This window comes from Alkalihalobacillus sp. NPDC127517, from assembly GCF_050276055.1.
Classification (GTDB): domain Bacteria; phylum Bacillota; class Bacilli; order Bacillales; family Bacillaceae_D; genus Alkalicoccobacillus.
Window position 1 is genome coordinate 242,998 of sequence record NZ_JBNNQX010000002.1, and the last position, 20,828, is coordinate 263,825.

At 34.8% G+C, this 20,828-nt stretch carries 33 protein-coding genes and 1 pseudogene; all 34 read right to left on the reverse strand.

Features of this window, described 5'->3' with window-relative positions:
• Positions 1–8 precede the first annotated feature (8 nt).
• Positions 9–407, reverse strand: coding sequence for a hypothetical protein (locus ACQKKO_RS03215; protein WP_498644262.1), 399 nt, complete (start codon positions 405–407; stop codon positions 9–11).
• The gene (locus tag ACQKKO_RS03220; protein ID WP_498644264.1) at positions 404–850 is read right to left on the reverse strand and encodes a hypothetical protein; all 447 of its coding nucleotides are present in this window, start codon (positions 848–850) and stop codon (positions 404–406) included. Before ACQKKO_RS03220 ends, ACQKKO_RS03215 begins: the two co-directional genes overlap by 4 nt.
• Positions 851–1,081: 231 nt before the next feature.
• Positions 1,082–1,438, reverse strand: a complete 357-nt coding sequence (locus tag ACQKKO_RS03225; RefSeq protein ID WP_498644266.1) for a hypothetical protein — start codon at positions 1,436–1,438, stop codon at positions 1,082–1,084.
• Positions 1,439–1,480: 42 nt separating this feature from the next.
• The gene (locus ACQKKO_RS03230) at positions 1,481–2,062 is read right to left on the reverse strand and encodes a hypothetical protein (protein WP_498644268.1); all 582 of its coding nucleotides are present in this window, start codon (positions 2,060–2,062) and stop codon (positions 1,481–1,483) included.
• A 55-nt stretch (positions 2,063–2,117) separates the two neighbouring features.
• On the reverse strand, positions 2,118–2,294 hold the full coding sequence (locus tag ACQKKO_RS03235) for a hypothetical protein (protein ID WP_498644270.1): 177 nt from the start codon (positions 2,292–2,294) through the stop codon (positions 2,118–2,120).
• A gap of 118 nt (positions 2,295–2,412) precedes the next feature.
• Positions 2,413–2,922, reverse strand: coding sequence for a dihydrofolate reductase (locus ACQKKO_RS03240; RefSeq protein WP_498644272.1), 510 nt, complete (start codon positions 2,920–2,922; stop codon positions 2,413–2,415).
• Positions 2,923–4,107 (reverse strand): thymidylate synthase, encoded by a 1,185-nt coding sequence (gene thyA / locus ACQKKO_RS03245; protein WP_498644656.1) that lies wholly within the window; start codon positions 4,105–4,107, stop codon positions 2,923–2,925. It lies immediately after the preceding gene.
• An 81-nt stretch (positions 4,108–4,188) separates the two neighbouring features.
• Positions 4,189–4,572: pseudogene (locus tag ACQKKO_RS03250) on the reverse strand (thymidylate synthase); the annotation flags it as partial.
• A gap of 65 nt (positions 4,573–4,637) precedes the next feature.
• Positions 4,638–4,967, reverse strand: coding sequence for a hypothetical protein (locus ACQKKO_RS03255; RefSeq protein WP_498644274.1), 330 nt, complete (start codon positions 4,965–4,967; stop codon positions 4,638–4,640).
• A gap of 25 nt (positions 4,968–4,992) precedes the next feature.
• Positions 4,993–5,235 carry a hypothetical protein gene (locus ACQKKO_RS03260; RefSeq protein WP_498644276.1) on the reverse strand — a complete coding sequence of 81 codons (243 nt, stop codon included), beginning with the start codon at positions 5,233–5,235 and terminating at the stop codon, positions 4,993–4,995.
• Entirely contained in the window at positions 5,232–6,032 is an 801-nt protein-coding gene (locus tag ACQKKO_RS03265) for a hypothetical protein (protein ID WP_498644278.1), read from the reverse strand. The genes ACQKKO_RS03260 and ACQKKO_RS03265 overlap by 4 nt, the downstream gene beginning before the upstream one ends.
• Before the next feature lie 185 nt (positions 6,033–6,217).
• Positions 6,218–6,535, reverse strand: a complete 318-nt coding sequence (locus tag ACQKKO_RS03270) for a hypothetical protein (protein WP_498644280.1) — start codon at positions 6,533–6,535, stop codon at positions 6,218–6,220.
• Positions 6,536–7,265: 730 nt separating this feature from the next.
• Entirely contained in the window at positions 7,266–7,646 is a 381-nt protein-coding gene (locus ACQKKO_RS03275) for a hypothetical protein (RefSeq protein ID WP_498644282.1), read from the reverse strand.
• 34 nt (positions 7,647–7,680) lie between these two features.
• Entirely contained in the window at positions 7,681–8,097 is a 417-nt protein-coding gene (locus tag ACQKKO_RS03280; protein ID WP_498644283.1) for a hypothetical protein, read from the reverse strand.
• Between the two features lie 278 nt (positions 8,098–8,375).
• The gene (locus ACQKKO_RS03285; RefSeq protein WP_498644285.1) at positions 8,376–8,588 is read right to left on the reverse strand and encodes a hypothetical protein; all 213 of its coding nucleotides are present in this window, start codon (positions 8,586–8,588) and stop codon (positions 8,376–8,378) included.
• A 103-nt stretch (positions 8,589–8,691) separates the two neighbouring features.
• A complete protein-coding gene (locus ACQKKO_RS03290; RefSeq protein WP_498644287.1) occupies positions 8,692–8,880 on the reverse strand; it encodes a hypothetical protein in 189 nt (62 codons plus the stop codon).
• A 20-nt stretch (positions 8,881–8,900) separates the two neighbouring features.
• Positions 8,901–9,302, reverse strand: coding sequence for a hypothetical protein (locus tag ACQKKO_RS03295; RefSeq protein ID WP_498644289.1), 402 nt, complete (start codon positions 9,300–9,302; stop codon positions 8,901–8,903).
• The gene (locus ACQKKO_RS03300) at positions 9,302–9,640 is read right to left on the reverse strand and encodes a hypothetical protein (RefSeq protein WP_498644291.1); all 339 of its coding nucleotides are present in this window, start codon (positions 9,638–9,640) and stop codon (positions 9,302–9,304) included. The genes ACQKKO_RS03295 and ACQKKO_RS03300 overlap by 1 nt, the downstream gene beginning before the upstream one ends.
• Before the next feature lie 107 nt (positions 9,641–9,747).
• Positions 9,748–10,308 (reverse strand): hypothetical protein, encoded by a 561-nt coding sequence (locus ACQKKO_RS03305; protein WP_498644293.1) that lies wholly within the window; start codon positions 10,306–10,308, stop codon positions 9,748–9,750.
• A gap of 26 nt (positions 10,309–10,334) precedes the next feature.
• Positions 10,335–10,532: a hypothetical protein gene (locus ACQKKO_RS03310; RefSeq protein WP_498644294.1), complete on the reverse strand. Its 198-nt coding sequence runs from the start codon at positions 10,530–10,532 to the stop codon at positions 10,335–10,337.
• 34 nt (positions 10,533–10,566) lie between these two features.
• Complete coding sequence (locus ACQKKO_RS03315) at positions 10,567–10,959, reverse strand: beta-sandwich lipoprotein (protein WP_498644296.1); 393 nt, start codon at positions 10,957–10,959, stop codon at positions 10,567–10,569.
• 21 nt (positions 10,960–10,980) lie between these two features.
• Positions 10,981–11,244, reverse strand: a complete 264-nt coding sequence (locus ACQKKO_RS03320) for a hypothetical protein (RefSeq protein WP_498644298.1) — start codon at positions 11,242–11,244, stop codon at positions 10,981–10,983.
• A 544-nt stretch (positions 11,245–11,788) separates the two neighbouring features.
• Positions 11,789–11,938: a hypothetical protein gene (locus ACQKKO_RS03325; protein WP_498644300.1), complete on the reverse strand. Its 150-nt coding sequence runs from the start codon at positions 11,936–11,938 to the stop codon at positions 11,789–11,791.
• Between the two features lie 295 nt (positions 11,939–12,233).
• Entirely contained in the window at positions 12,234–12,506 is a 273-nt protein-coding gene (locus ACQKKO_RS03330) for a hypothetical protein (protein ID WP_498644302.1), read from the reverse strand.
• Positions 12,507–12,863 (reverse strand): hypothetical protein, encoded by a 357-nt coding sequence (locus ACQKKO_RS03335; RefSeq protein ID WP_498644304.1) that lies wholly within the window; start codon positions 12,861–12,863, stop codon positions 12,507–12,509.
• 12 nt (positions 12,864–12,875) lie between these two features.
• Positions 12,876–13,583 carry a 3'-5' exonuclease gene (locus tag ACQKKO_RS03340; protein ID WP_498644305.1) on the reverse strand — a complete coding sequence of 236 codons (708 nt, stop codon included), beginning with the start codon at positions 13,581–13,583 and terminating at the stop codon, positions 12,876–12,878.
• A 141-nt stretch (positions 13,584–13,724) separates the two neighbouring features.
• The gene (locus ACQKKO_RS03345) at positions 13,725–14,477 is read right to left on the reverse strand and encodes a pyrophosphohydrolase domain-containing protein (RefSeq protein WP_498644307.1); all 753 of its coding nucleotides are present in this window, start codon (positions 14,475–14,477) and stop codon (positions 13,725–13,727) included.
• Between the two features lie 35 nt (positions 14,478–14,512).
• A complete protein-coding gene (locus tag ACQKKO_RS03350; RefSeq protein ID WP_498644309.1) occupies positions 14,513–14,875 on the reverse strand; it encodes a M23 family metallopeptidase in 363 nt (120 codons plus the stop codon).
• Positions 14,875–15,117, reverse strand: a complete 243-nt coding sequence (locus tag ACQKKO_RS03355; RefSeq protein ID WP_498644311.1) for a thioredoxin family protein — start codon at positions 15,115–15,117, stop codon at positions 14,875–14,877. Before ACQKKO_RS03355 ends, ACQKKO_RS03350 begins: the two co-directional genes overlap by 1 nt.
• The gene (nrdF, locus tag ACQKKO_RS03360) at positions 15,104–16,105 is read right to left on the reverse strand and encodes a class 1b ribonucleoside-diphosphate reductase subunit beta (RefSeq protein WP_498644313.1); all 1,002 of its coding nucleotides are present in this window, start codon (positions 16,103–16,105) and stop codon (positions 15,104–15,106) included. Before nrdF ends, ACQKKO_RS03355 begins: the two co-directional genes overlap by 14 nt.
• A gap of 14 nt (positions 16,106–16,119) precedes the next feature.
• A complete protein-coding gene (locus ACQKKO_RS03365; RefSeq protein WP_498644315.1) occupies positions 16,120–19,380 on the reverse strand; it encodes a ribonucleotide reductase barrel domain-containing protein in 3,261 nt (1,086 codons plus the stop codon).
• Complete coding sequence (gene nrdI / locus ACQKKO_RS03370) at positions 19,377–19,742, reverse strand: class Ib ribonucleoside-diphosphate reductase assembly flavoprotein NrdI (RefSeq protein WP_498644658.1); 366 nt, start codon at positions 19,740–19,742, stop codon at positions 19,377–19,379. The genes ACQKKO_RS03365 and nrdI overlap by 4 nt, the downstream gene beginning before the upstream one ends.
• A gap of 35 nt (positions 19,743–19,777) precedes the next feature.
• Entirely contained in the window at positions 19,778–20,119 is a 342-nt protein-coding gene (locus tag ACQKKO_RS03375) for a DUF5406 family protein (RefSeq protein ID WP_498644317.1), read from the reverse strand.
• Positions 20,120–20,251: 132 nt separating this feature from the next.
• Positions 20,252–20,497: a hypothetical protein gene (locus ACQKKO_RS03380; protein ID WP_498644318.1), complete on the reverse strand. Its 246-nt coding sequence runs from the start codon at positions 20,495–20,497 to the stop codon at positions 20,252–20,254.
• Positions 20,498–20,828 lie beyond the last annotated feature (331 nt).

A 20,828-nucleotide genomic window follows, 5' to 3' on the forward strand; every position in this document is an offset into this window, starting at 1 on the left:
TCACTCTCTTATATGTATATTAGGCTATGAAGACGAGTTAATTCCTTGTTGGCCTTACCTCTAAGTTTATCATCTTCTATTCTAATTGCGAAGCTGAGAATGCTTAATTGATTGTCGATCTCATCTTGAATTGCAGTTGCAAAATTCTCTTGAGTATTCAGGTACGTATTGATTATATTGTTTAGCTGCTTATCTTTACTTGAAATCTTATCAAGATACAACGTGTTGTTATGGTTGATGAATATTAACTTAGAGCAGTTGAATCCCCTATAAATCATACACATCAGCTTATTTTGGTTAGTTGATTCATCATTATAATACTTGTAATGTACTAAGTAATCTTTCTTCAGTGTGTTAATCAGCTTTGTGAAATCACCCTGCTTTACTTCTTTATCGAGCAACCTCATTTATTAACCCCTTCCAAAACATTGATTTTAGCAGAGAGTTCAGTAAGAATGTTTTTGACAAGAAGAATTGACTCGTCATCAATAACTCTAGATTTGAGTAAGTCGTTCAATTCGACTAAGTAGTAATCAACTTCTAACCTTAGAACCCTCAAATCGCTTCTAGCGTTCAAATTAATGAAGAATGGGTGAAGCTTCTCTTTTATCGACATGCCTTTTTCTGCAAAATATTCAACAAACAATTCTTCAAACTTGTCGCTGTTAGTTGTGTAATTAGTAACTACAAAGCCTTCGTCCATTGTTATGTATGTGATGGAGCCAGTGTAATTATAGATATTCTTAAAGCTAATTTTATAATCAGCACCGGGAGCTGGATCAATTGAAGCCACTTTAAAGCCAATTGATTTCAAATAACCTTTAAAAGTATCTAAGTCAGACTGTGACATGTTAACTTTCAGATCTCGTGACGGTATAATTTTCACCACCTTTCGATTTGAACTTAATTAGTTTAATGATTATGTATGTAATAAGCAAAGGCGATATAAGTAGGAATACATTTAGTAAATTACCTGTGACAAATTGATTAAACATGAGCTGTAACCATTTATACATCAAGTATAATATAGGCGATAAGACTATCCACCCTCCTAAAGCCAACCCAATTAATAAACGACCGTTCACGTTTTCCATAACTCAGCCTCCTCGCTTTGTTTCATCTCTTGTAAAGCATTTCTCATCATCCTTAATTCATCAAACCATGCTTTGTCATTCGTATTTACAGCTAATAGCTGCATGTGAGCGAAGTCTTCATCTGTTAAGCTTGAGTAAGCCTCTTCTATTTCATCTATGTACGCTGGGATAGGTGGAATGAGACCAGTTCTTGTCTTATTAATACGTTCGGCTAGATAAACATCATAACCAAAGTGATCCTCGCCTTTATTCCATTTTGCGTAAACTTCAGCGTATTCGTTATTAACCCAACCAAGCTTCTTTTCGTCACCGTACAATACCCAAGTACCGTTCTTATACTTCATTCCAATCATTCCCTTCAATTAGTTTTATATTTTTAATTATAGTTATGTATTAAACATTGCAGTTTGACTTATTATGTAGGCACTCTTCTTAGTTTCCAATTCGAAAATCTCTTCTTTTAATATTGTTATTTCAATATCTATGGCATTAATCCTAGCACGAACAGTATTCATCTTTGCTTCAGACCTCATATAAAGTATCTTCTCTTGCCACCCTGTCTTCTCAACATTCAACTTAGCAATTTGCTTATCGTGCTTTCTTGTAGTTTTATCAAGTTTTCTAGAGAATGATTGAATTTTATTCTGAATAAATATCATTATGTCGTTCTTAACCTCTTTTGGCGCTTCAATACTATAAACAGTCAAGATAAGGTCACTCTCGATCTCTAAAATAAATCCTATACCACCTACTGTAAATAGCCTTCCTGCTCCATATTGACCGTTAGTTTGAGTTATAAATTTAGCAAATCGAAATTTACTGGTAATCCAACTCTTTGCCTTGTCTCTATTTTTGCCAAGTTTGAACCTCTCTATGGCTCGGTCTATTGCATGATCAGTTACTCTAACACTTTCGAGGCTTACTTTTGTATAAATTTCGAGCTTTTCAATTTTATCTGATATAGTCATACACTACCTCTATTCTATTCAATTTTAGATTCTTATTTTATATTTTCATTTAAACCTAATTAAATACAGTTAAGTTCTTAGTATCTTCCCAATAATAATCTACAGCAAATGCTTCATCTGGCCAATACACTTTAAATCCTACTTCATTTACATTTTTCACTTGCCCAACTACACCCTCACCTAACCACTGCACTTTTGAATTCTCTTGAAGTTTGAAAACTGTTTGTGTCATTATTTACTCTCCTTTAATATGTATTTAGCAATCTTTATATAAGAAAAAGACTACCAATTTGTTTGATAGTCTTAGTTTACCACGTATCAACTTATAGTCAATACTTTATTTTATATTTTTAATTAAACTTTTTATAGATGTTAAATGAATAATTGAATTCGTAAGGTTCTCTTCTAATCAGCTCAGATTCGACTAGCTCCCACTCGTCTAAGTTAACCTTTGGGAAGTAAGCATCGGCCTGTTTAAACTTTTTATGTAATACTGTTATGTACAGATTGTCAGCATGAGGAAGGAACTCTTTGTAGATTTGTTCTCCACCAATGATCCAGACGTTGGGGTCTCCCTCGAAGTTTTTGTAGTCATTTATAAACGTATCTATATTATCGTATACAAAATAGTCTAGTTGACTCTTGTCCGTTGTCTTAGATATAACTATATTTGTTCGGTTAGGAAGAGGCTTGCCATTCATAGATACAATTGATTCGAATGTTTTTCTACCCTGTACAACAAAGTCATTTTGAGTAAGCTGCTTAAATCGTTTTAAATCGTCAGGTAGGTGAGCTAAGAGTTTATTATCGTAGCCAATTGCGTTATTTAAGTCGTGAGCAACAATGATGTTAATTGGCAATTAGATAGCCACCTCCATTCTTAACGTTTCTCCGTGTTTATAATCTATAAGTTTAAAGTCGTCTGCAGTGAATTTATAGAAGTCAGTTATATTAGGATTGATCCAAAGCTGCGGTGCATCGTACATTGTGCTTTCAATTTGTTGTTTAATTATATCTATATGCCTATCATAAACGTGAGTATCGCCTATATGAAAGATATACTCGCCCAGCTCGTAACCAGTCACTTGTGCAATCATTCGTTGTAAAACATTATATTGGAAGACGTTAAACGGATTCCCTAAGAAAACATCATTGCTGCGGCACAAGACTTCAAGATGAAGTTTCCCCGCCTTCACATGCCACTGAGTAGACCAGACACACTCCTGTAGTTGCTTTTTATTCACATCGGCATAGTTCCAAAAACTTGTCATCAATCTCCTTGAAGCGGGAGAGTGTTTTATATTGTATATGAGTTCTGTAACTTGATTTCTTGATAATTCATACCTATATGTATTACCGTCACTGACAGTCTCAAACCTAAAGCCTTTTAATGTCTTATTAAATCGAATCGCTTTAGAGAGATTGCTGTTATCAAAATTATATTTTTGACATGCTTTCTTCTGTTCTATAAATAGCTCTTTGTCTCCATCTTTAGATATAACATAAAAAGGGCTGTGATTGCTATTATATATTGTGTTCTCTGAATACGGTAACCACACACATGAAGAATTGGAATAATAATTAGAAATATAGTAGTCTTTATCTATAGCCCAGTTTTTATATTTTTCATTTTTAGCTAAATGAAATTGAGGCAAGGAACTAATATCTGATAAGTAATATTCGAAGCAGTGCCACCTCTCATCCACAAAAATCCCTTTGCCACCATATCTATCATAGTTTTTGTTATTGGGATTGTAGCAGCGACTTATCATTGAATTCCATGTGCCTCTAAAATACTTCAATTCTTCCTCATTAAAGCTTTTTACGTTTTCATAAGCACCGAGGTAACCGACATTACAAACAGTTCTAGCGAATCTATCGACAAACCTGCCTCTTAACAAGTCGTTTTTTTGAATTGTAGTGATATATCCAGTGTCTATGAACTGCAATCTAATTGCCACAGTCTTCTCATATACAGTGTTGGAAGGCAATACATCGATTACTTTAGCATATCCACATCGATTACTTTTAAAGACCTTATCCATAAGAGGATCTTTACAATGCTCGTTTCTCTCAAACGCATTTATTAATTTTATATTTTTAATATCATCTTTTTTTGTTGACTTGATTTGTTTTACTGTGATCACACTTCGATCATTCCTAAATTTATGACTCTCAAATTGGCTCCCATAGCTTCGCCCTATCGTACCTTTTTCATCACGCCACTCATTCCATATGTTAACATTGTTATCAATTAACTCTTGAACGTCATTTGATTGCTTTTGCCAGATCCAAAGTAATTCCTTGATTGCGGTTTTCCACGCTACCCTCTTCTGAGTAAGAATAGGAACTTCCGTATTATCAAACCTCATTGTTCGTCCAATAACTGATTTAGTATATGCTGGCGTTCCGTCTGCCCACCTAGCTCTAACGTTCTCACCTTCATTGGAATACCCGTTCTCAATAATATCTTCTACAATTTCTTTATATAGAATATCCGCTTTACTCAATAAACCCTCTCCTTATACATCATCTATTCTTTGCACATAAAAAGGCTCAGTTAAGAGCCAATGAATCACTTATCCTTTTTGTAAATCGGCTTCCTCATGTATTCTATTAATCTAGGGAATTGCTCTTTGAATTTATGAGTAAAATAGCCCCAACCTTTCACGATCATACTGGAACCTAATACTAATGTAATAGTAAGCATAAGTAGTACTCCTGTGATTGGGAAAGGGATAAACATTAACAAATGATATCTTCTAACGACAATTCTTTCTTTGTTAATCATTGCTGAGTAGTCAATTGCCATTGGATATATTAACGCTAAAAACGCCGATGCCAATAAGTAAAAAATTAATATGGTTTGAATATGTATACTTAAGCTTAAGAACCAATCCTCCATCAGATCACTCCTTTATTTTATATATTTATTTATTATAAACACCGTTAATATAGTTAATTTCTTGGTTGTAATTTTCGATAGCTTTATCATATAACCTGTCTACTGCAGGCTGTAATTTCTTGCTAAACACATCTGCTAAAATTAACTCATCCTGATCTATTTCTTTGTTTTCGGTTAGCGAGATATAATTGAACAGATTGTTTAGTAGCATTAGCTCCTCATTATTGATTGAAATCAGTGTTTCATTGTGATCGTAGCTCACTTTCATTTATCTACACTCTCCTTAAGATCAGGATACATATTAATAGCTTTTATATTTTCAATGCTATCGATATTCACAAGTACTCTGTTTGCTAATGGAGATCGTTCAATAAATTTTTTAAATGTATAAGATGATCGATTATGAGTATTCAATTCTAATCCATCTTCAGAGAGTATTGATAATGATTCCTCATCTATTAAAAATTCGTGCGCTCCTATTTCGTTATAGAACTTTTTTAACTCTCTAAAATCATGAACTTCTACCTCAATAACTGAGCCGAACACAGACTCGTATGAATAATCTTCCTCACCGTCAAATGTAACTAATGGAACAAAACCAAGTTTTCCATTCTGTTTATATTTTTCTGTTGTTATTAAAACTCCGTCGTTTAATTCTCTTACTGTATCTTTATAGAGCCTGCCTATATCGTCATTTAATTGGGTAATCTTTGCAATTGTAAGAGTATATTTGTAATGATCCTTGTAGGCATTACTATCCAAGGCTTTCCATGATTTATTCATTAACTCTTCAAATACCACACTCAGAACTGATAAAGCTTTATCGAAAATTAGAAAGTCTCCGGTATTCTTTAATATCTGTTTGCTAAGATTTGAACTACGTCGTGATGAGGACACAAACTTCTGTTGCACAAATTGATAATAGGACTGATAAGCTTTACTAGCAGACTCGACTAATGTCTGCACTTCGTTGTGGTTTGCCTCAGTGTGAACCCTTCCAATCTTATTGATGATGTCTAAAAAGTTTGTCTTTAAATGATTTTTTGTAGTTATATTAGTTAGCATGTAAGTTTCCCTTCTAATTTGACGATTGGCCGTCACCCCATTTGTATGTATTACACTTCTTGATCTTTCTCGTTTCTATAGCCGATAATCAATGCAGCAACGACAACTGAGCTTATGTACAATAGGAAGATTAGCCCGAATTTTAGAATCTTAATCACCTCCTTAACCTATTTGCATTTATATTTTTAATGACCGCTAACTACTTTCTCTAGCCAAGATTCAATACGATCAATGCTTTCTATTACTTCAGGAATACTTGTCGGTTTAGATTCATCTAGTTTATGTCTAAACAATGCCTTTAGGGCTTCGTTAAGCTTTCCGTAGTAACCACCAATTTGCTTGTATAACTCTTTATCTTTGTCATCAAATTTACCTGTGTAGTTGCGAATAGTGTAGTTCATGCCTTCTTTTTCAATGTAAAGTTTCTTTTCAATATGTAGTTTTATATTAATCAACCTCTCTGATTTAAAATAATGGGAATTTACCTTGGTCTTTATAATCACGACTCTCTCTAAGTTCTCTCATCAATCTGTGTACTTTTTCTAACCTCTTCGAGCAGGCTTCGCACTTAGACTTACCACCTGTTGGACAGTCCTCCGCAAAGCAAGCTCTCTTACCCGTCATCCAATCATCGAACCTTTTAGACTCTTCTTCGTCCATCTCAACTGTTGTAGGTTGTATATTTTTTACCGTCCCAATCAACTTCTTTCTTTAAAATTGTGAATTTAAGTTAACGTTATATATACGAAATAACCAACGAAGAGGATGTCCAAGACTAGTAATATTTTATTGGTTAAGAAGCTAAATCCTTCTTTGCTTCTTATTCGAATTCTATTGGGATCAAGATATTTATGTAGAAATTTTGCTCTAAAGAAGCCTTTTGCAATTAATAGTATTCCGATAATGTAGAAAAACCAATGGATATCACCTAATACTAAAGTAATTTTAGAGTAAAACAGAGTGATTAGAGTGAATAGTGTCACTATCATTAAAACAGTAAGTATTCGTTTGGACTTATCACTTAGTCCAGTATCGGCCATGTTTTGTTTCATTTTATAAAAGCTTATCTTTAAGTTTTTGTTAAGCTGTTCCGTTGTATGAAATAAGTATTTGAGGTTGTAGATCTTTGCTAATAAGAATATTACTGACAAGATAATTAATAATGTTTTTATATAAAACACTTCCTTTTCATTTTTATTTTATATTTTTCTTTAAATCGGCAACTTTATCGAGTTAATCTTCGTCCTCATCAATAACACCAAAGTCAACTAAGCTTCCTTTTAACGGCTTAACTACTTCATCCATTTCAAAAACATGTCTATCACCGTCATCGTCTACATAAATAAAATTTGTTTCGTCAACAATTTCTGCACCTGTCGATGTCTTAACATGAAACTGTTTGTTAAACTTTTTGCCATTGGGCGAACCCATAAGGTCGATGCCTTGTCTATGAGTATGTGTTGTACCGATCCAATTACCGTCTTCAGTAATATAATCTATGTAGTCCTCGATTCCCTCTCTGAACTGAGATAAGACTGCTCCACCATTTGCTTTAATTGCTTCATTGCGTTTCACATTTGGAACAAGTGAGGCTCTAAGGCTGTCTCCATTCATAAAACCCTCTCCTTTTCTATTTAAGTTCGTCATTTTACTTAGAAAGATGCTCTTCTAAAGCTTCTTTATTAGCTAATAGATCTTTAATTTGTTCATCTATGTATGATAGCTCAGTCTTGATTTTCTCTTGTTTCAATTCTTCGTTTTCAAGATTCCAGCTTTTTTCAGCTTCCCATAAGTCTTTTTCATCTCCAACGAAGCTGTAGTCGTCTACCTTACTGACTGAGATAGATGGTCTATACCAATCACATACTATTCCGCAACAAGCTTTAACAGGGTCATATCCTTTATGACTTGGTTCGCACATACAATAACCGGTGTACTCAGGAGAGTCTGTAAGTTTAATCAAATAGCATTTGCCTTCTGCATAAACTACTAATTCTCCATTATCGTAATATCCATCTTCATCAGGCTCATTGTAGTTGATATTAAAATCATCTAGGTTAGCCATATTAAACATTTCCTTTAAAGAGTCGCTATGCTGCTGTAAAACCTCATAGTATGGCATTATTAATTTCACTTTATCTGGATAGGTTTCTATGAACAATTCTTTTAATTTGAATAAGAATTTACTTATGTTAATCGCTCCTCTAATTTATATTTTCTATAAAACCTTCGTTTCAAACAGTCATTTCTTGTCATTGAGTATTGATAGTATGATAAAGAATAAGACTATTGAAAACAACACGATTGGTTGAGCTATTGACTGATCTATACTGACCACCTCACTTAAAACTTTGTTGCTTTTCTAGCTATAATTGCTTGCCCCGGAAGAATTAATAGCACTGCCGATAACCACCCAGCAAAGCTTGCAATAATCATTTTGAAAATACCTTTTCCGATTAGCCATGCGTCCACGTCTCCTACATTCACGATCAACTTAATTGCCTCGATAATATCTACTATTCCTCCTATGAAACAAATCCATAGGCCGACATACAATCCTGCTGCAACTCCCAATAGCATTAATAAAATACCGACAATATAACCCACTATTTCATCACTCGTTTCTTTTTTATATTTTCATTAAAAGATAAGATTTATTTTAAAATTTAGCCTGTAAAGCAATTATGTCACCAAGTGTGAAGTCTGATTCCTTGAGGATTTCTTTGATAGCAAAGTTAACACCATCAATTGTCTCTCTCTTTACTCCATGATATGGCGCATCTTGCATAGACCAGCTTAAATCATGAATACCTTTTACTAAAATATCAAACTGTTCTTCTTTGTTCATCTTTCTTCCTTCTTTATTTCCTAGTATTCGAATACCATGTGTACATATTTACCTTCATAGCTTTTTAGAATTTCGTTTAAGTCATGATTACCTATTGTAAAGTTCTTCAGATCGTACCCATCTTTAGTCCAATCGCTCCAACCGTACCATTCAGAGTAGATGTCCAGAGCGCCCATAGTTGTAAGCACTACTCCTTCTATAAGCTCTTCTAATGTTTTCTCTGTATCGCTAGCATACAGCCTAACGCTAACATTTTCTTTCCTTACCGAAACTTCGACTGAATCAATATCATCGACATGATTAGAATCTCCATCCCAGTCCAATTCACTAGCAATGGTTTCACTTAGAGTGTAATTCTTTTCTAAGCAAGCATTGCCCTCGAAATCTAAATAGACAAAACCCTTAAAATGCTTTTCTGTCATCAAGATCCCCCTTTCAATAAACTGTTTGCATTGCCTAAATCACCTTGTAAATCTAATTCAGTTATAAATCCTCTGTCCTCATCTAAACATTCTTCGCCCCGCTCAAAACCTATATAGCCTTCATTATCAATTAACTCTCCTGTAGGCTCATAACCTTCATTTATTAAGAATACGGACGCTTCTCTAAAAGACGTAAATGCAGCTACGACCTCCCCATATTGCTCGTATCCAAAATTATTTATTTCTTCTACTACAAAAACTTTTTGAGGAATCCACTTTTGCTCTTTCTTGCACCAATTTTGTATAGGAATAGTTATAACCTCCATTTCTTTAGTCAACTAAAGCAAAAACCCTTGCCACATAAGGCTTTCAGAGCCTATATTTCACGATAAAATACCTGTTTTAATTGAGGCTCTTAAAAATCATAAGAGCCTCAATATCAGCTTTACTCTGGTCGCTTCAAAGCGCTATATGTATTCTCTAGCTTCTTAATGATATGATTAGTTGCTTCTTCTGAACGATATGTAAATACTTTATCTAAATCAATTACATGCGTGTACTTATCACGAACGCCAAAACCTCTACCCAAGCTTCCATAAGTAGCTAAAGTGTATGTTCCAATTTTAGTTAATACTTCTTCTTGATCTCTAGTTGCAGACTTAGTCCACGTTGCCGTCCCTAATGACTCATGATTTAAATTCATAGCCTCTTTAAACTCGTCCAGTGTGAACCATTCTTTTGCTACTACTAAGACTTTATTGCTAGACGACACTTCACTTTTAGATTTCTCTTTTAAGTTCACATTGCTTTGCAGTCTTTGAATCATTTGTAATAGATCCATTTTCTCTTTAGTGTGATTAAGTGGTACATTGTTGAATTGGTCTTGCAGGTCAATTAGAGTTTTAACTGTAAACTCTTTATCAAATGGGATTACAAATCGTTCTTCCCATTTCTTATACTCGCTCTCTACACGCTGCGCTCTCTCATTGTTTGTATGCATTGTCATATTAAATCATCCTTTGTTTTATATTTTTATTTATTAGCCTCAATACGTTTGTGAATTGATTTTAAAGATTCTCCAACAATACTACCTGTTAAACTTGTCAGCCTTCCCGTACTCAAAACTGTACTCTTAAACATCTTTTCATTGATGTTTCTTGCGATGTTACAAACCCTAGCAGTAAAGTTAATTTTAAAACAAAGTATCTTTAGCTTGATTCTGTTCTTCATTCTCTTCACCTCCTCTCAATAATTTAGATAAACACTAATCCCTCGTCTGAATATCGAACTCAGGAATGATTGCTTCTGGTCGCAACACAACCTTGTAGCGGAAAGGATCAGCATGAACACCTTCAATTTGCTCTGAGAAGAAACTAACATTGTCACTTAATCCTAAAGTATGCATTTTATATTCGTCTTCGCCTGTCTTGCATGTAACCGTCATTCTTAAATCATTGTCGTTATTACCAAGCGAACATAGGCCTTCAATTGTCAGTAGGTATTCGTCAGTAATACCATTAAAGAAAACAATTTGACGCTGTACAGAGAAATCGTCTGCAGACTTCTTAATACTGTCGGTTGCTCTGTCTGCCTCTGAACACGATACTAAGATAAAAGCCATTAAACCTAACATAATCAGTAAGAGTTTCTTTTTCATTCACATCATCCTTTTATATTTTTATTTGTATTTAAGCTCATCTCTGTACTCTTCCATCAACTCAGTAATTTTTTCTTCATCTTCGATATTCTGTTCTTGTAGCTCAACAATCTCATTATGTAATAACAATTCTTCTCTAGCAGCAATTTGATATTTATGTGAGGTAGCAGTTAAGCTTTCTCTATTCGCTGAGACTCGTTTAAACTTCTTATTCAATCGCTTAAGTGAGGCGTTGCGTTCAGCTATCCTTTTCTGAATCTTTTTTACCGATTTATTAATGTCCATAGCCAGTCAATCACCTCCATCAATCCCTTGAAAGCAAAGTACAGGATTCCTGATGCAAAGCACAATGCGATAAATGCGCTGGCTAGGAGGAAGTATAAAGCTAAAAAACCTTCGGCAGAGACAAATAGGCCGTTTATTAAGTCGAGGAGTTTTCTGATGTGTTAGCCTCCTTTTGAAGCAGCAAGTAACTTCTCGTATTTGCCTTGACCATTTTCTAGTCTGCCTTTCGTATGAAATCTTATTTCTTTCTCGGTTAAGATAGATCTAACTGTGCCTGGCATTTCAGTGACGCTATATACGCCATGCATTAGTATAGATAAAGGAATAGTTACTGGTAAAATAATAACGTTAATTGCTAAACCTAATTTACTTAATTTATATTGAACTTTGATACGTCTACCATCGTCAAAATACTTTACTGACTCTCTCCATCTAATCTTTCTATCTAGAATCTGCTCATGATCTTTCTTAGAGATATAGATTTGTTTGAAGTCGCTAATTTTACCACCTACTTATTTTATATTTTCTGTATAGAATAGTTCATTTATTGAGATTCTTTGTATTCTGGATATAAAATGTCACTTAGCTTATCGACTGCTTCAGACTCTGCACCCCAATAGCTCAAATGACCAGATGCTTCTCCTTCAATTTCCTTCCATTCATCTTCAGTTAGAGTTATTGTTATGGTCTTCAATAATTCTCTTACTCCTTTCCCTTACTTTCTTGCTCTTTTCTAAATGAGCATCAACAACTTTATTTAATTGATCAATTGTTCCTTTAAATATGGATTCAGACCTGACTGAAGTTGACTCGTTTTTCTTTACATATTCATACATAGCTAACTTAGCTGCTTGATCTTCAGTGAGTGCCGTAGCTTTTGCGTCAACCCCACCGTCAAAGTCTGCAACGATAGTGATTGTAAAGTCTTCAGGCTGCCTATGTATAATGTAATTGTTGAAGTTTTCTTTGAGTTGAGATAGTAATCTATGTTATTCACTCCCATCGAGATAGGTATCTAACTTTGAAACTTTATCACTTTTAATAAAGCTGTCATCAAAGTAAGTCTTAGGGCTATTTGTAACCAAATATGTATAAAAGTCTGTTTTTGCATCGTGCAAGGTAAAATCCTTGAAATGAAACTTAACTAGCTTGGCGGTAACAGCAATTTCAGATGTGTATTTATCTTTATAAATCTGATTTGATAAAGTTAAAAGCTCATCAATTATCTCACTATAAGTCGGGTACTTTTCTTTCAGTTTCATTTATTCAACCTCCTTAAACTCCATTATATTTTCATATGTAGATAAGAAAGGAATTCTGAATCCAATTGTATCAACGCTGTATGTTTTACCAACCTCTAAACTACCGTAAATGTCGGATGAGTTAAACTTGCCTGCGAAGAGCGCATCAGTAACTTGGAATACTTTTGTTTCTTCGTCTGTCTTAGTGAATACAAGATACTTGGACGAACTTGAATCTCCTTTTGCTTCCTTGTCAGTTACTGTGATCTCAAATGATTGCTTATTGTTATACTCCGCTACTGTAAAAGCGATGCCTCCACCAATAAAACCTACAATTAATATAATTACTGCTGCTACCATACATCCGAATCCATTCATATTATCTCTCCTTTATCCTTTTAGTCTTTTTAATACGCCCTCAATATTCTTTCTAAAAGCATTTTCACTGTGTAGTAAATCTCGAATAAACTCTAATTCATTGTCATCAAACGAAAGCTTGACTGTTTTTCTTACTGTTGCTTGCTCTGGAGTATATCTTAGGGGTCTATCAGGCTCATCCATGACAATATTTTTGTAGGCTAAATTTAGCTTATCTGCTTTAACTTTCTGGATTTTAAACATCTGCATAAGAACTTCTGCATCATTTAAGGCTCGATGATGATCAGAGTTTATAATATCAAGTCTATCTGCAACTTTACCAAGGCTAGGAGATAAATCAGGTTCAAGTAATCTTGATAAGTTTCTTGTGCAGATAAACTTACTAGGATGGATACCGTATTTAGATAGGAAAGATAGGTCAAATGGTGCGTTTTGAATTACAACAGTTGATTCACCGATCATCACAGCTAGCTCAGTCATTGCCATCTGAATAGAGTAAGGTACTTTTAGATCATCTTCAGTGATTCCAGTAAGCTCAGTAATCTTCTTAGGAAGTTCTACGCCCTCTTCTAATGCTACAAACTTGGAAAGTGTATCAATTACATTGAAATTCTCATCAGTGAATACTGCTCCTACTTCGATAATTTGATTCGTCTTATAATCAAGCCCTGTTGTCTCGAAATCTAGAAAAGTATAGTAGTTTGATTGTATAACTATCACTCCTATTGTATAATTATTTATATTTTTAACATCTCTTTAAAATTTGGAATTGATTGAAAAACGAAGCCCTGAAAGTACTGCAGTGAGTGCGTTTCAAGGCTCTTCATTACTTATGTGTTCAATTTTCATTCATGTGTAGAGTTATTCACTATATTCATTTTCAATTGGCATAAGTCTACCTTCTGGATAATCAACAAAGAAAGAAGAGAAGAAAGCGTCTAAATCATCATTCAACCAAGCAGTAATAGCTTTTTGAGAACCTTCTTTTTCTTTTTCTTTATAGGTTAACATTGCTGTTTTAACAATCCACTTTTCACGCCATTTATTATTGTATTTAATCTCTGCAACTCCACGCATAATTTCCTCAAAGTGCTCTTTATCAGTCTTATTAGGATGAGCAATTTGCCACTCGATTTCTTTCTTTAACTTACCTTCGGGTGCAAAATCTATCTCCCAATTATCAGGTTTAATAATTTTTCCATCGCTTTCACGGAAACGTGGCTTCCCATCTTCCCAAAGCTTACCCATGTTGGCTTGTTGCACAATATCAAATAGTGGTTCAGGTCGTACACCAATGATATTAAAGCTGCCTTGATTAAAATAAAGAGCGTCAGTTAGCGCATCAGCTTGAGCAGTTAGAATATCTTCAGGTGCTTCTTTCTCTTTCTGTTTAGTGATAGCATCCTTCACACCGTCTAGAAACTGACTAGTGAGTTCTTCAAACTTATCTAAATCTCCGCCTACAGTTGCATGAAGAAGCTCAACTAACTCTTCGGCTTCCCATACTGTACGGTTTAAAGCAGTCTTCTCATCCATAGGTGTTGGAGCCGAAGCTACAGGATGATTAAAAGCTGTGTGAAAATCTCCTACGTGATCATAAAATGTTTTAGTCATTAAACCTCTCCTTGTATGTCCATTTATATTTTTAATTAATTTCTGACTTCGTATCTCAAATGTCTTCCTGTCGAATTACCAGATGAACCGATAACTCCTAGTACATCTCCTACTTTTACCTCTTCTCCTTCTGCTACATCAACGTTAGATAAGTGAGCAAAAAGATGGAGTTTGTCAGAGGAATCTTTTACAGAAACAACGTTTCCATAGCCTCCGTAACCAGTACCATATTCACCAAAGCTAGCAAATTCTACGGTACCGGCGACATTAGAAAGAATCTCTGTGCCTTCTTCACCTACAAAGTCGTCTCCTGTACGATATCTTGTAGCTCCAGTGACAGGATGTTTATATTCACCTTTGCTATGAACTTTAGACATTCCTTCTTGGGAGAATCCCATTAACCCAACTCCTTAATTAATTCATCTAACTCAGGTGGTTTAAAGCCAATAGAACGTGATACTTCTTCACCTTCAGTATCTAATAAGATGGTCACTGGAGTGCTCATTACCTCGTATTTTGCTGCTACTTCAGGATAGTCTGTTAGTAAGACTGTTTCGTACTCTACTTCTTTATCCTTTAAGTAGTTATCTACCATCTCACATGGTCTACAGTTAGGTGACGCTAGTTTAATTAGTTTCATCGAATGTGTCCTCCTGATAGTTAAATTCAAAGTCTTCATCTTTCATTGCTTCTGCTGTAGCTACTTTATAACCGTTACCCTTCATCGAGAAAAAGTCATGCGATTTAGTTTTAGTATTGAGGCCGTTAAGCACAACAGGATTGATATCTTCTTCTTCAAAGATTGGATCAAAGTTGAGATTCATAAGCGCTTTATTAGCGTTATAACGTATAAATTTCTTAACATCTGATGATAGACCAACTTGGTCATAAATATCTTCGGTGTAAGATAGTTCATTTTCGTAAAGTTTCTGCAGCAGATCTAATGAGAATTTTTTAAGCTCTTGTTGTGTTTCAGGTGTCTGCTTATTGTAGATTTCTTGAGCTAGTAGAGCAATATAAACCGAGTGAATAGCCTCATCTCTTATGATGAGATTAATGATTTCTCCACTTTGCATAAGCTTACCCTGCCCATAAAAATAAAGTGGATAATAGAAACCACTATAGAATAGGAAACTTTCAAGGTAAACGGAAGCAACCATAGCTTTAAACAAAGAGATTTCATCGCCTTCTTTAATATCTCTATAAACGCTAACTACCATATCTGCTTTCTTCTGTAAGTACTTATTATCTTTTACCCATTCAAACACTTCGTTTATTGTTTCAGTCGGTGCAAGAGTCATAAATATATTGCTGTATGATTTTGCATGTACTGTGTTTTCCATCATGGCCATAAAATTAAGAACAGCTTTTCTTTGATGACCTTTGACATGACTTGAAATGATTGGCATCCCTGTGTTCCCTTGTTCAGTGTCTAGCAGGGTAAGCCCTGCCAACACCTTCATGTAAGCGTCTTTCTCTTTTTCCTCAAGATACTTCCAAGTCAACAAATCTCCATTTAACGCCAATTCTTCAGGCAGCCAAAACTGTTTTACGTTTTGATTGTAGAACATCTGAGTGAAATCATCTTCGTGCTTTGACCAATTGGCCGCTGTAAAAATCTCTGTCAATTAAACATCTCCCTTTAAACTGTGCAAGATAAGCAACCTTCTTGTTCTGTGTCCTTTGTTCTCGCATAGTAAATTGTTTTAATCCCTCTGTGATGAGCATACATATCTATTTTATTTACATCTCTTGTCGTCATTGTATCTGTTAGAAATAATGTAAAACTAATTCCTTGATCAACGTGTTGCTGAATAGTAGCAACCATATCTACTACTCTCAACATGTTCATATCGTATGCAGGTTTATAAAAGAACCAATTAGTTCTTGAAATAAGCGGCATAGGATAGTACGACTTACTATTGCCATACGTCCGTTCTTCAATTTGCTCCATAATAGGCATGACAGAAGCGGTTGAAGATTGCACATATGAGATTGAGCCAGTTGGAGCTACGCACTGTCTGTAACTATGGAATAATCCATGTTCAGCTACCTTTTCAGATAATTGTAACCAGTCTTTTTGAGTCGGTACATTCTGCCCTTCAAATAATTTAGTGATAATCTGCGACTTAGGTAAATAACTATTGTTTATATATTTAGAAAAGTACTCTCCCGTAGAATATGTAGATCCTTCGTAATTCTCATATGTTTCGCCTGTCTCTTTAGCCAATTCCATTGAACGTTCTAAGGTATAAAAATTAACCATCATGAAGAACGTGTTAGCAAAATCTCTCGCCTCTTTGCTTTCATACATAATATGATTACTTGCTAAATATCCATGTAAATTCATAGCTCCCAAGCCAATTGACTTCATTGCGTTGTTGGCTCTCTTAACTGCAGGAGCATTTTTAATATCTGTACTCTCACTAATCATAGTTAGAGCATCTACAGCCGTTTTAACTGCAGTTTTAATGCTTTTATTATTCATAACGTTGACAATATTTAATGACCCAAGGTTGCATGAAATATCTAAGCCGATTTCATCTTCCATTCCATAGTCATTATATGTAGAAAGTTTGCTGGCTTGAAGTACTTCAGAACAGTTACCTGTTACAATCCCATTAAAAATTAATGAGCTGTAATCTTTTTGTGTTGTATCATAGACATCTTCATAACCATGAAATTCAATTTCAGAAATTTCTGCTGAAAAGTTATGTTTAGGGTTTCTCGATTTAGGCTGCAACGTGTCAGTTAGCATGTTGAATTTGTACATATCATACTCTTTTAATTCCACACCCTTTACAAATCTCTCTCTTGAAATTCTATCTTGTATATTTAATTTATGTACTGGCTTAACATTGTAGAGTGCTGTGCCTCCTTTGCCATCAGGTAGAAGCTCTTTGTCTCTTTTAAAGTTTGAGTAAATAGTAGAGTAAACTCCTAAATTAGTGATAAGCTGTTGGACATCTTGAAGTGACTCGTAGTGAATTGATGTTAGTTCAATCGTCAAAGCTTTGCACTTAAAGTTTGCATTCACACACGCATCCATCTGAAACAAACCTGATAGATATGCTGTTTGTGTTTCCTTGTCGGCCTTGTATAAAAATTGTGGCACTCTAGTTTTATTTTCTTTAGTCATCCCAAAGACTTTTAAAATACTAGTTAAAGCCGATGACGATAAATGAAGAAGATCTTGTAATTCCGAATTTGAAGCATTAAAGTGCGGTGCGTAGTTAGTACTGTGATGATTGCTACAAAGATTTCTATACTTCTTAATTACACCTGCGATAAGTTTTTCTACTTTATCGGCTAAGTGCTTTTTATTATCGTAAAGATATACTTTTACAGTTTTATCACCAAAAGTCCCGTCTGCAGCAATTATCCCCATAATATAAGCCAATTCAGGCTCATGAATATCTCCAAAATTGCCCTCATCAGACTGGACAAGAAGTCTGTCTCCTACCTTGAGTTCATGCAACGCTCGTTTTTCAACAACATCCCCTGCTTTGACATAGAACTTGTGCCATGGAGTGGCTTTAATCTCAAATCCTTGTTTAGTTTTGATACGATGTACTTCAGCCTCTTTTTTAGTCAAATGCATAGGAATTGCATCGACTAATGAAGTCCCTTTCTCATCTAAATTGTGTTTCTTTGTTCTATTATCAATAGTGACCTTCAAATCTTCTTTTGACTCGTAAAGCTCCTTAGCACTAACCTGACCTTTTGAAGTCGATAAAAGTGTATCGCCTGTTACGCACAAGTTAGAGAATTTTACTTTGCTAATGTGGTTGTTTGCATGATCTTTATTAACATTGTCTTCAAACATTATGTAAGGATAACCAGATTCACTTCTTAGCATAGCTAATTTTTGAAGGAGTTTGCGTGCATTAATTTTATCTTTCCGGACATTTGGATTATTAACAAGATCATCGTAAACTTCGTTCATATCTAGCTCATCAAGATATTCGCCATACTCTTTGTAGATAGTATGAGGGTAGAAAACATAAGCATCTTTGTCTTCTTTGGCAAGCTCAACAAACTTATCAGGAATAACAACACCAATTGAAAGCGTCTTTACTCGTACATCTTCATCTGCACTTATTTTTTTCGTATCAAGGAAATCATTTATGTCCGCATGAAAGATATTAAGGTAAACTGCACCACTCCCTTGACGCTGAGACATTTGGTCAGCATATCTAAAGGCATTGTCAAATAATTTCATGACACCAACTACGCCCTTAGTAGCGTTAGCAATATCTTTAATTGCCTCTCCTTTTGCTCGAAGCTTCGATAAATTGAGCGCAACTCCTCCACCCATTTTTGAAAGCTGCATAGACGTTTCTAATGCTTTGGAAATATCATTTAAAGAATCCCCAACCTCAAGCAAGAAACATGAAACCATCTCTCCTCTTCGGCTACGACCAGCATTAAGGAATGTTGGAGTACTTGGTTGATACTCTTGATTGATCATTACTTCCGCATATTCAATAGCTTTATCTACACTACCTTTTGCTAAATACAAAGCAACGATTGCAACCCTATCTTCATATCGCTCAAGGATCTTCTTTTTGTCGTTGGTTTTGAGTGCGTAGTCGTTGTAAAACTTAAATGCGCTCATATAAGAAGGGAAACGAAACTTCTTATCGTAGCAAAACTTATAAACTGATTTGATTTCTTCCATTGTATATTCTTCGAGAAATTCTCTCTCGTAATAGTCATTATTTAATAGGTACTTGATTTTCTCTTCTAAGTCATGGAAGTAGACTGTGTTCATATTTATATTTTCTACAAAATAGTCATGAACTGCTTCCTTATCTTTCTCAAACTGATAAACACCGTCTTTTTGAATCATGATTTGATTATTCTTTTGAACCCAATTTGGTAATCCTGATGTCTCGCTCATTGACAAATCCTATCGACCTCCTGCTCAAATTTCTTAATATCACTTTCCATACCACTCATCTCAAATGTCATTAAAAGTGGGATTTTAAACTGTTCCTGAATCAATTTTCCTGCTCTGCCATAGTTGTTACCCCATAACTTATTGCCGCTCACAGCCACTCCTAGAGCGTGTGAACTATACTTCTCTAACAATTCTCTTGTTCTTGTAGGTACTTCTCCAAATCCTATTGTGTGAGTGACTAAAATAAAGTCTTCACTAATGTCTGTGCCTACATCTTTAATGTCCATCATGTTATGGTTATACCTGCCGCTTAAGTTGCTAACGAACCTTTCTACATTACCTGTCATGCTGTCATAAATCAGTAGTAAGTTGCATCACCTCCCTTAATTGATAAAGATTATCCCTTGTATTTCAGAATCTCTACTTTTACCAAGTGATCCTGACAATTATCAATTGGCACTTCTACTACATTGCCATTTGGATAATGAAAGTTTAATGCATCTACATATCGATACTCATTACTATCCTCTTCGTCAAACACCACATACTTCTGATTGATTTCATTGTTAAATGGAGCAGTCAAATCCATCTCAAGATCTGTGTTAAGTACGTTGGCTCCAGCAATATTTCCACTTACAGAACTAATTACTTCTGCAACTCCCGACTCGTACATGAATGTGTATTTAACATCGTGTTCTAAATTAAATCCCATCACTTCATTAGGGTTGTAATAATCCATTTAATAACCGCCTTTATATTTATTTTATATTTTTAATTTCAGTTCCGATTTACAAGATGCTATAATCCCCACCAAGGAAACACAACAACCGTAGCGCTGTTAATCACATTTATATTGAACCGCATGAACCACTTACCAATCCAGCTTACTATAATCTATCTTCGCACCCTTACCTTCAGTAACTAATTTTTCTGTGATGACATCTGCTTCATTTTCAATATGTAACATTTCGTTTGAGATTTCTTGGTTAATACCAGCCATTTCTAAGTATCCTTGCTTCATTGCTTCTACATCTACATCAATCTTTACAGTAACGTATTCCTGTTCAAATATCTCAGCATTCTCAATCACTTGATCACCCCTCGTATTAGTTAACACAATGTCCTCGTCACCAGCATATTGCGTACCGCTGGGGGTTTCGATTGATTGTATTTTGCCAGTGACTTTAGTAGCGTGGTTGATTAGGTATTTCGGGTGTACTTTAAAAGCTCCCATAAGAGATAAGCGGACTATCAACAATTGAGATTTGCTTCAAGCCATCAATCCTTTCTATTAATTTATTATTTTATATTTTTAATAATAAGGCTTATCTTTTAGTGAACTACACTGTTCTCACCCTTTCTTGTTACTTCGTTTATTGGCTTGTACTTATCTTACTACGGATAAACTTACCAGTCAATAATTATTTTATATTTTTAATAAAACATTT

Bases quoted from the DNA above. Each gene is read 5' to 3' on its own strand.
- ACQKKO_RS03215 (WP_498644262.1), bottom strand. From the start codon at position 407: ATGAGGTTGCTCGATAAAGAAGTAAAGCAGGGTGATTTCACAAAGCTG.
- ACQKKO_RS03220 (WP_498644264.1), bottom strand. From the start codon at position 850: ATGTCACAGTCTGACTTAGATACTTTTAAAGGTTATTTGAAATCAATT.
- ACQKKO_RS03225 (WP_498644266.1), bottom strand. From the start codon at position 1,438: ATGAAGTATAAGAACGGTACTTGGGTATTGTACGGTGACGAAAAGAAG.
- ACQKKO_RS03230 (WP_498644268.1), bottom strand. From the start codon at position 2,062: ATGACTATATCAGATAAAATTGAAAAGCTCGAAATTTATACAAAAGTA.
- ACQKKO_RS03235 (WP_498644270.1), bottom strand. From the start codon at position 2,294: ATGACACAAACAGTTTTCAAACTTCAAGAGAATTCAAAAGTGCAGTGG.
- thyA (WP_498644656.1), bottom strand. From the start codon at position 4,107: ATGGATAAGGTCTTTAAAAGTAATCGATGTGGATATGCTAAAGTAATC.
- ACQKKO_RS03255 (WP_498644274.1), bottom strand. From the start codon at position 4,967: ATGGAGGATTGGTTCTTAAGCTTAAGTATACATATTCAAACCATATTA.
- ACQKKO_RS03260 (WP_498644276.1), bottom strand. From the start codon at position 5,235: ATGAAAGTGAGCTACGATCACAATGAAACACTGATTTCAATCAATAAT.
- ACQKKO_RS03265 (WP_498644278.1), bottom strand. From the start codon at position 6,032: ATGCTAACTAATATAACTACAAAAAATCATTTAAAGACAAACTTTTTA.
- ACQKKO_RS03275 (WP_498644282.1), bottom strand. From the start codon at position 7,646: ATGAATGGAGACAGCCTTAGAGCCTCACTTGTTCCAAATGTGAAACGC.
- ACQKKO_RS03280 (WP_498644283.1), bottom strand. From the start codon at position 8,097: ATGGCTAACCTAGATGATTTTAATATCAACTACAATGAGCCTGATGAA.
- ACQKKO_RS03290 (WP_498644287.1), bottom strand. From the start codon at position 8,880: ATGAACAAAGAAGAACAGTTTGATATTTTAGTAAAAGGTATTCATGAT.
- ACQKKO_RS03295 (WP_498644289.1), bottom strand. From the start codon at position 9,302: ATGACAGAAAAGCATTTTAAGGGTTTTGTCTATTTAGATTTCGAGGGC.
- ACQKKO_RS03305 (WP_498644293.1), bottom strand. From the start codon at position 10,308: ATGACAATGCATACAAACAATGAGAGAGCGCAGCGTGTAGAGAGCGAG.
- ACQKKO_RS03310 (WP_498644294.1), bottom strand. From the start codon at position 10,532: ATGAAGAACAGAATCAAGCTAAAGATACTTTGTTTTAAAATTAACTTT.
- ACQKKO_RS03315 (WP_498644296.1), bottom strand. From the start codon at position 10,959: ATGAAAAAGAAACTCTTACTGATTATGTTAGGTTTAATGGCTTTTATC.
- ACQKKO_RS03320 (WP_498644298.1), bottom strand. From the start codon at position 11,244: ATGGACATTAATAAATCGGTAAAAAAGATTCAGAAAAGGATAGCTGAA.
- ACQKKO_RS03330 (WP_498644302.1), bottom strand. From the start codon at position 12,506: ATGAAACTGAAAGAAAAGTACCCGACTTATAGTGAGATAATTGATGAG.
- ACQKKO_RS03335 (WP_498644304.1), bottom strand. From the start codon at position 12,863: ATGAATGGATTCGGATGTATGGTAGCAGCAGTAATTATATTAATTGTA.
- ACQKKO_RS03345 (WP_498644307.1), bottom strand. From the start codon at position 14,477: ATGACTAAAACATTTTATGATCACGTAGGAGATTTTCACACAGCTTTT.
- ACQKKO_RS03350 (WP_498644309.1), bottom strand. From the start codon at position 14,875: ATGGGATTCTCCCAAGAAGGAATGTCTAAAGTTCATAGCAAAGGTGAA.
- ACQKKO_RS03355 (WP_498644311.1), bottom strand. From the start codon at position 15,117: ATGAAACTAATTAAACTAGCGTCACCTAACTGTAGACCATGTGAGATG.
- ACQKKO_RS03365 (WP_498644315.1), bottom strand. From the start codon at position 19,380: ATGAGCGAGACATCAGGATTACCAAATTGGGTTCAAAAGAATAATCAA.
- ACQKKO_RS03375 (WP_498644317.1), bottom strand. From the start codon at position 20,119: ATGGATTATTACAACCCTAATGAAGTGATGGGATTTAATTTAGAACAC.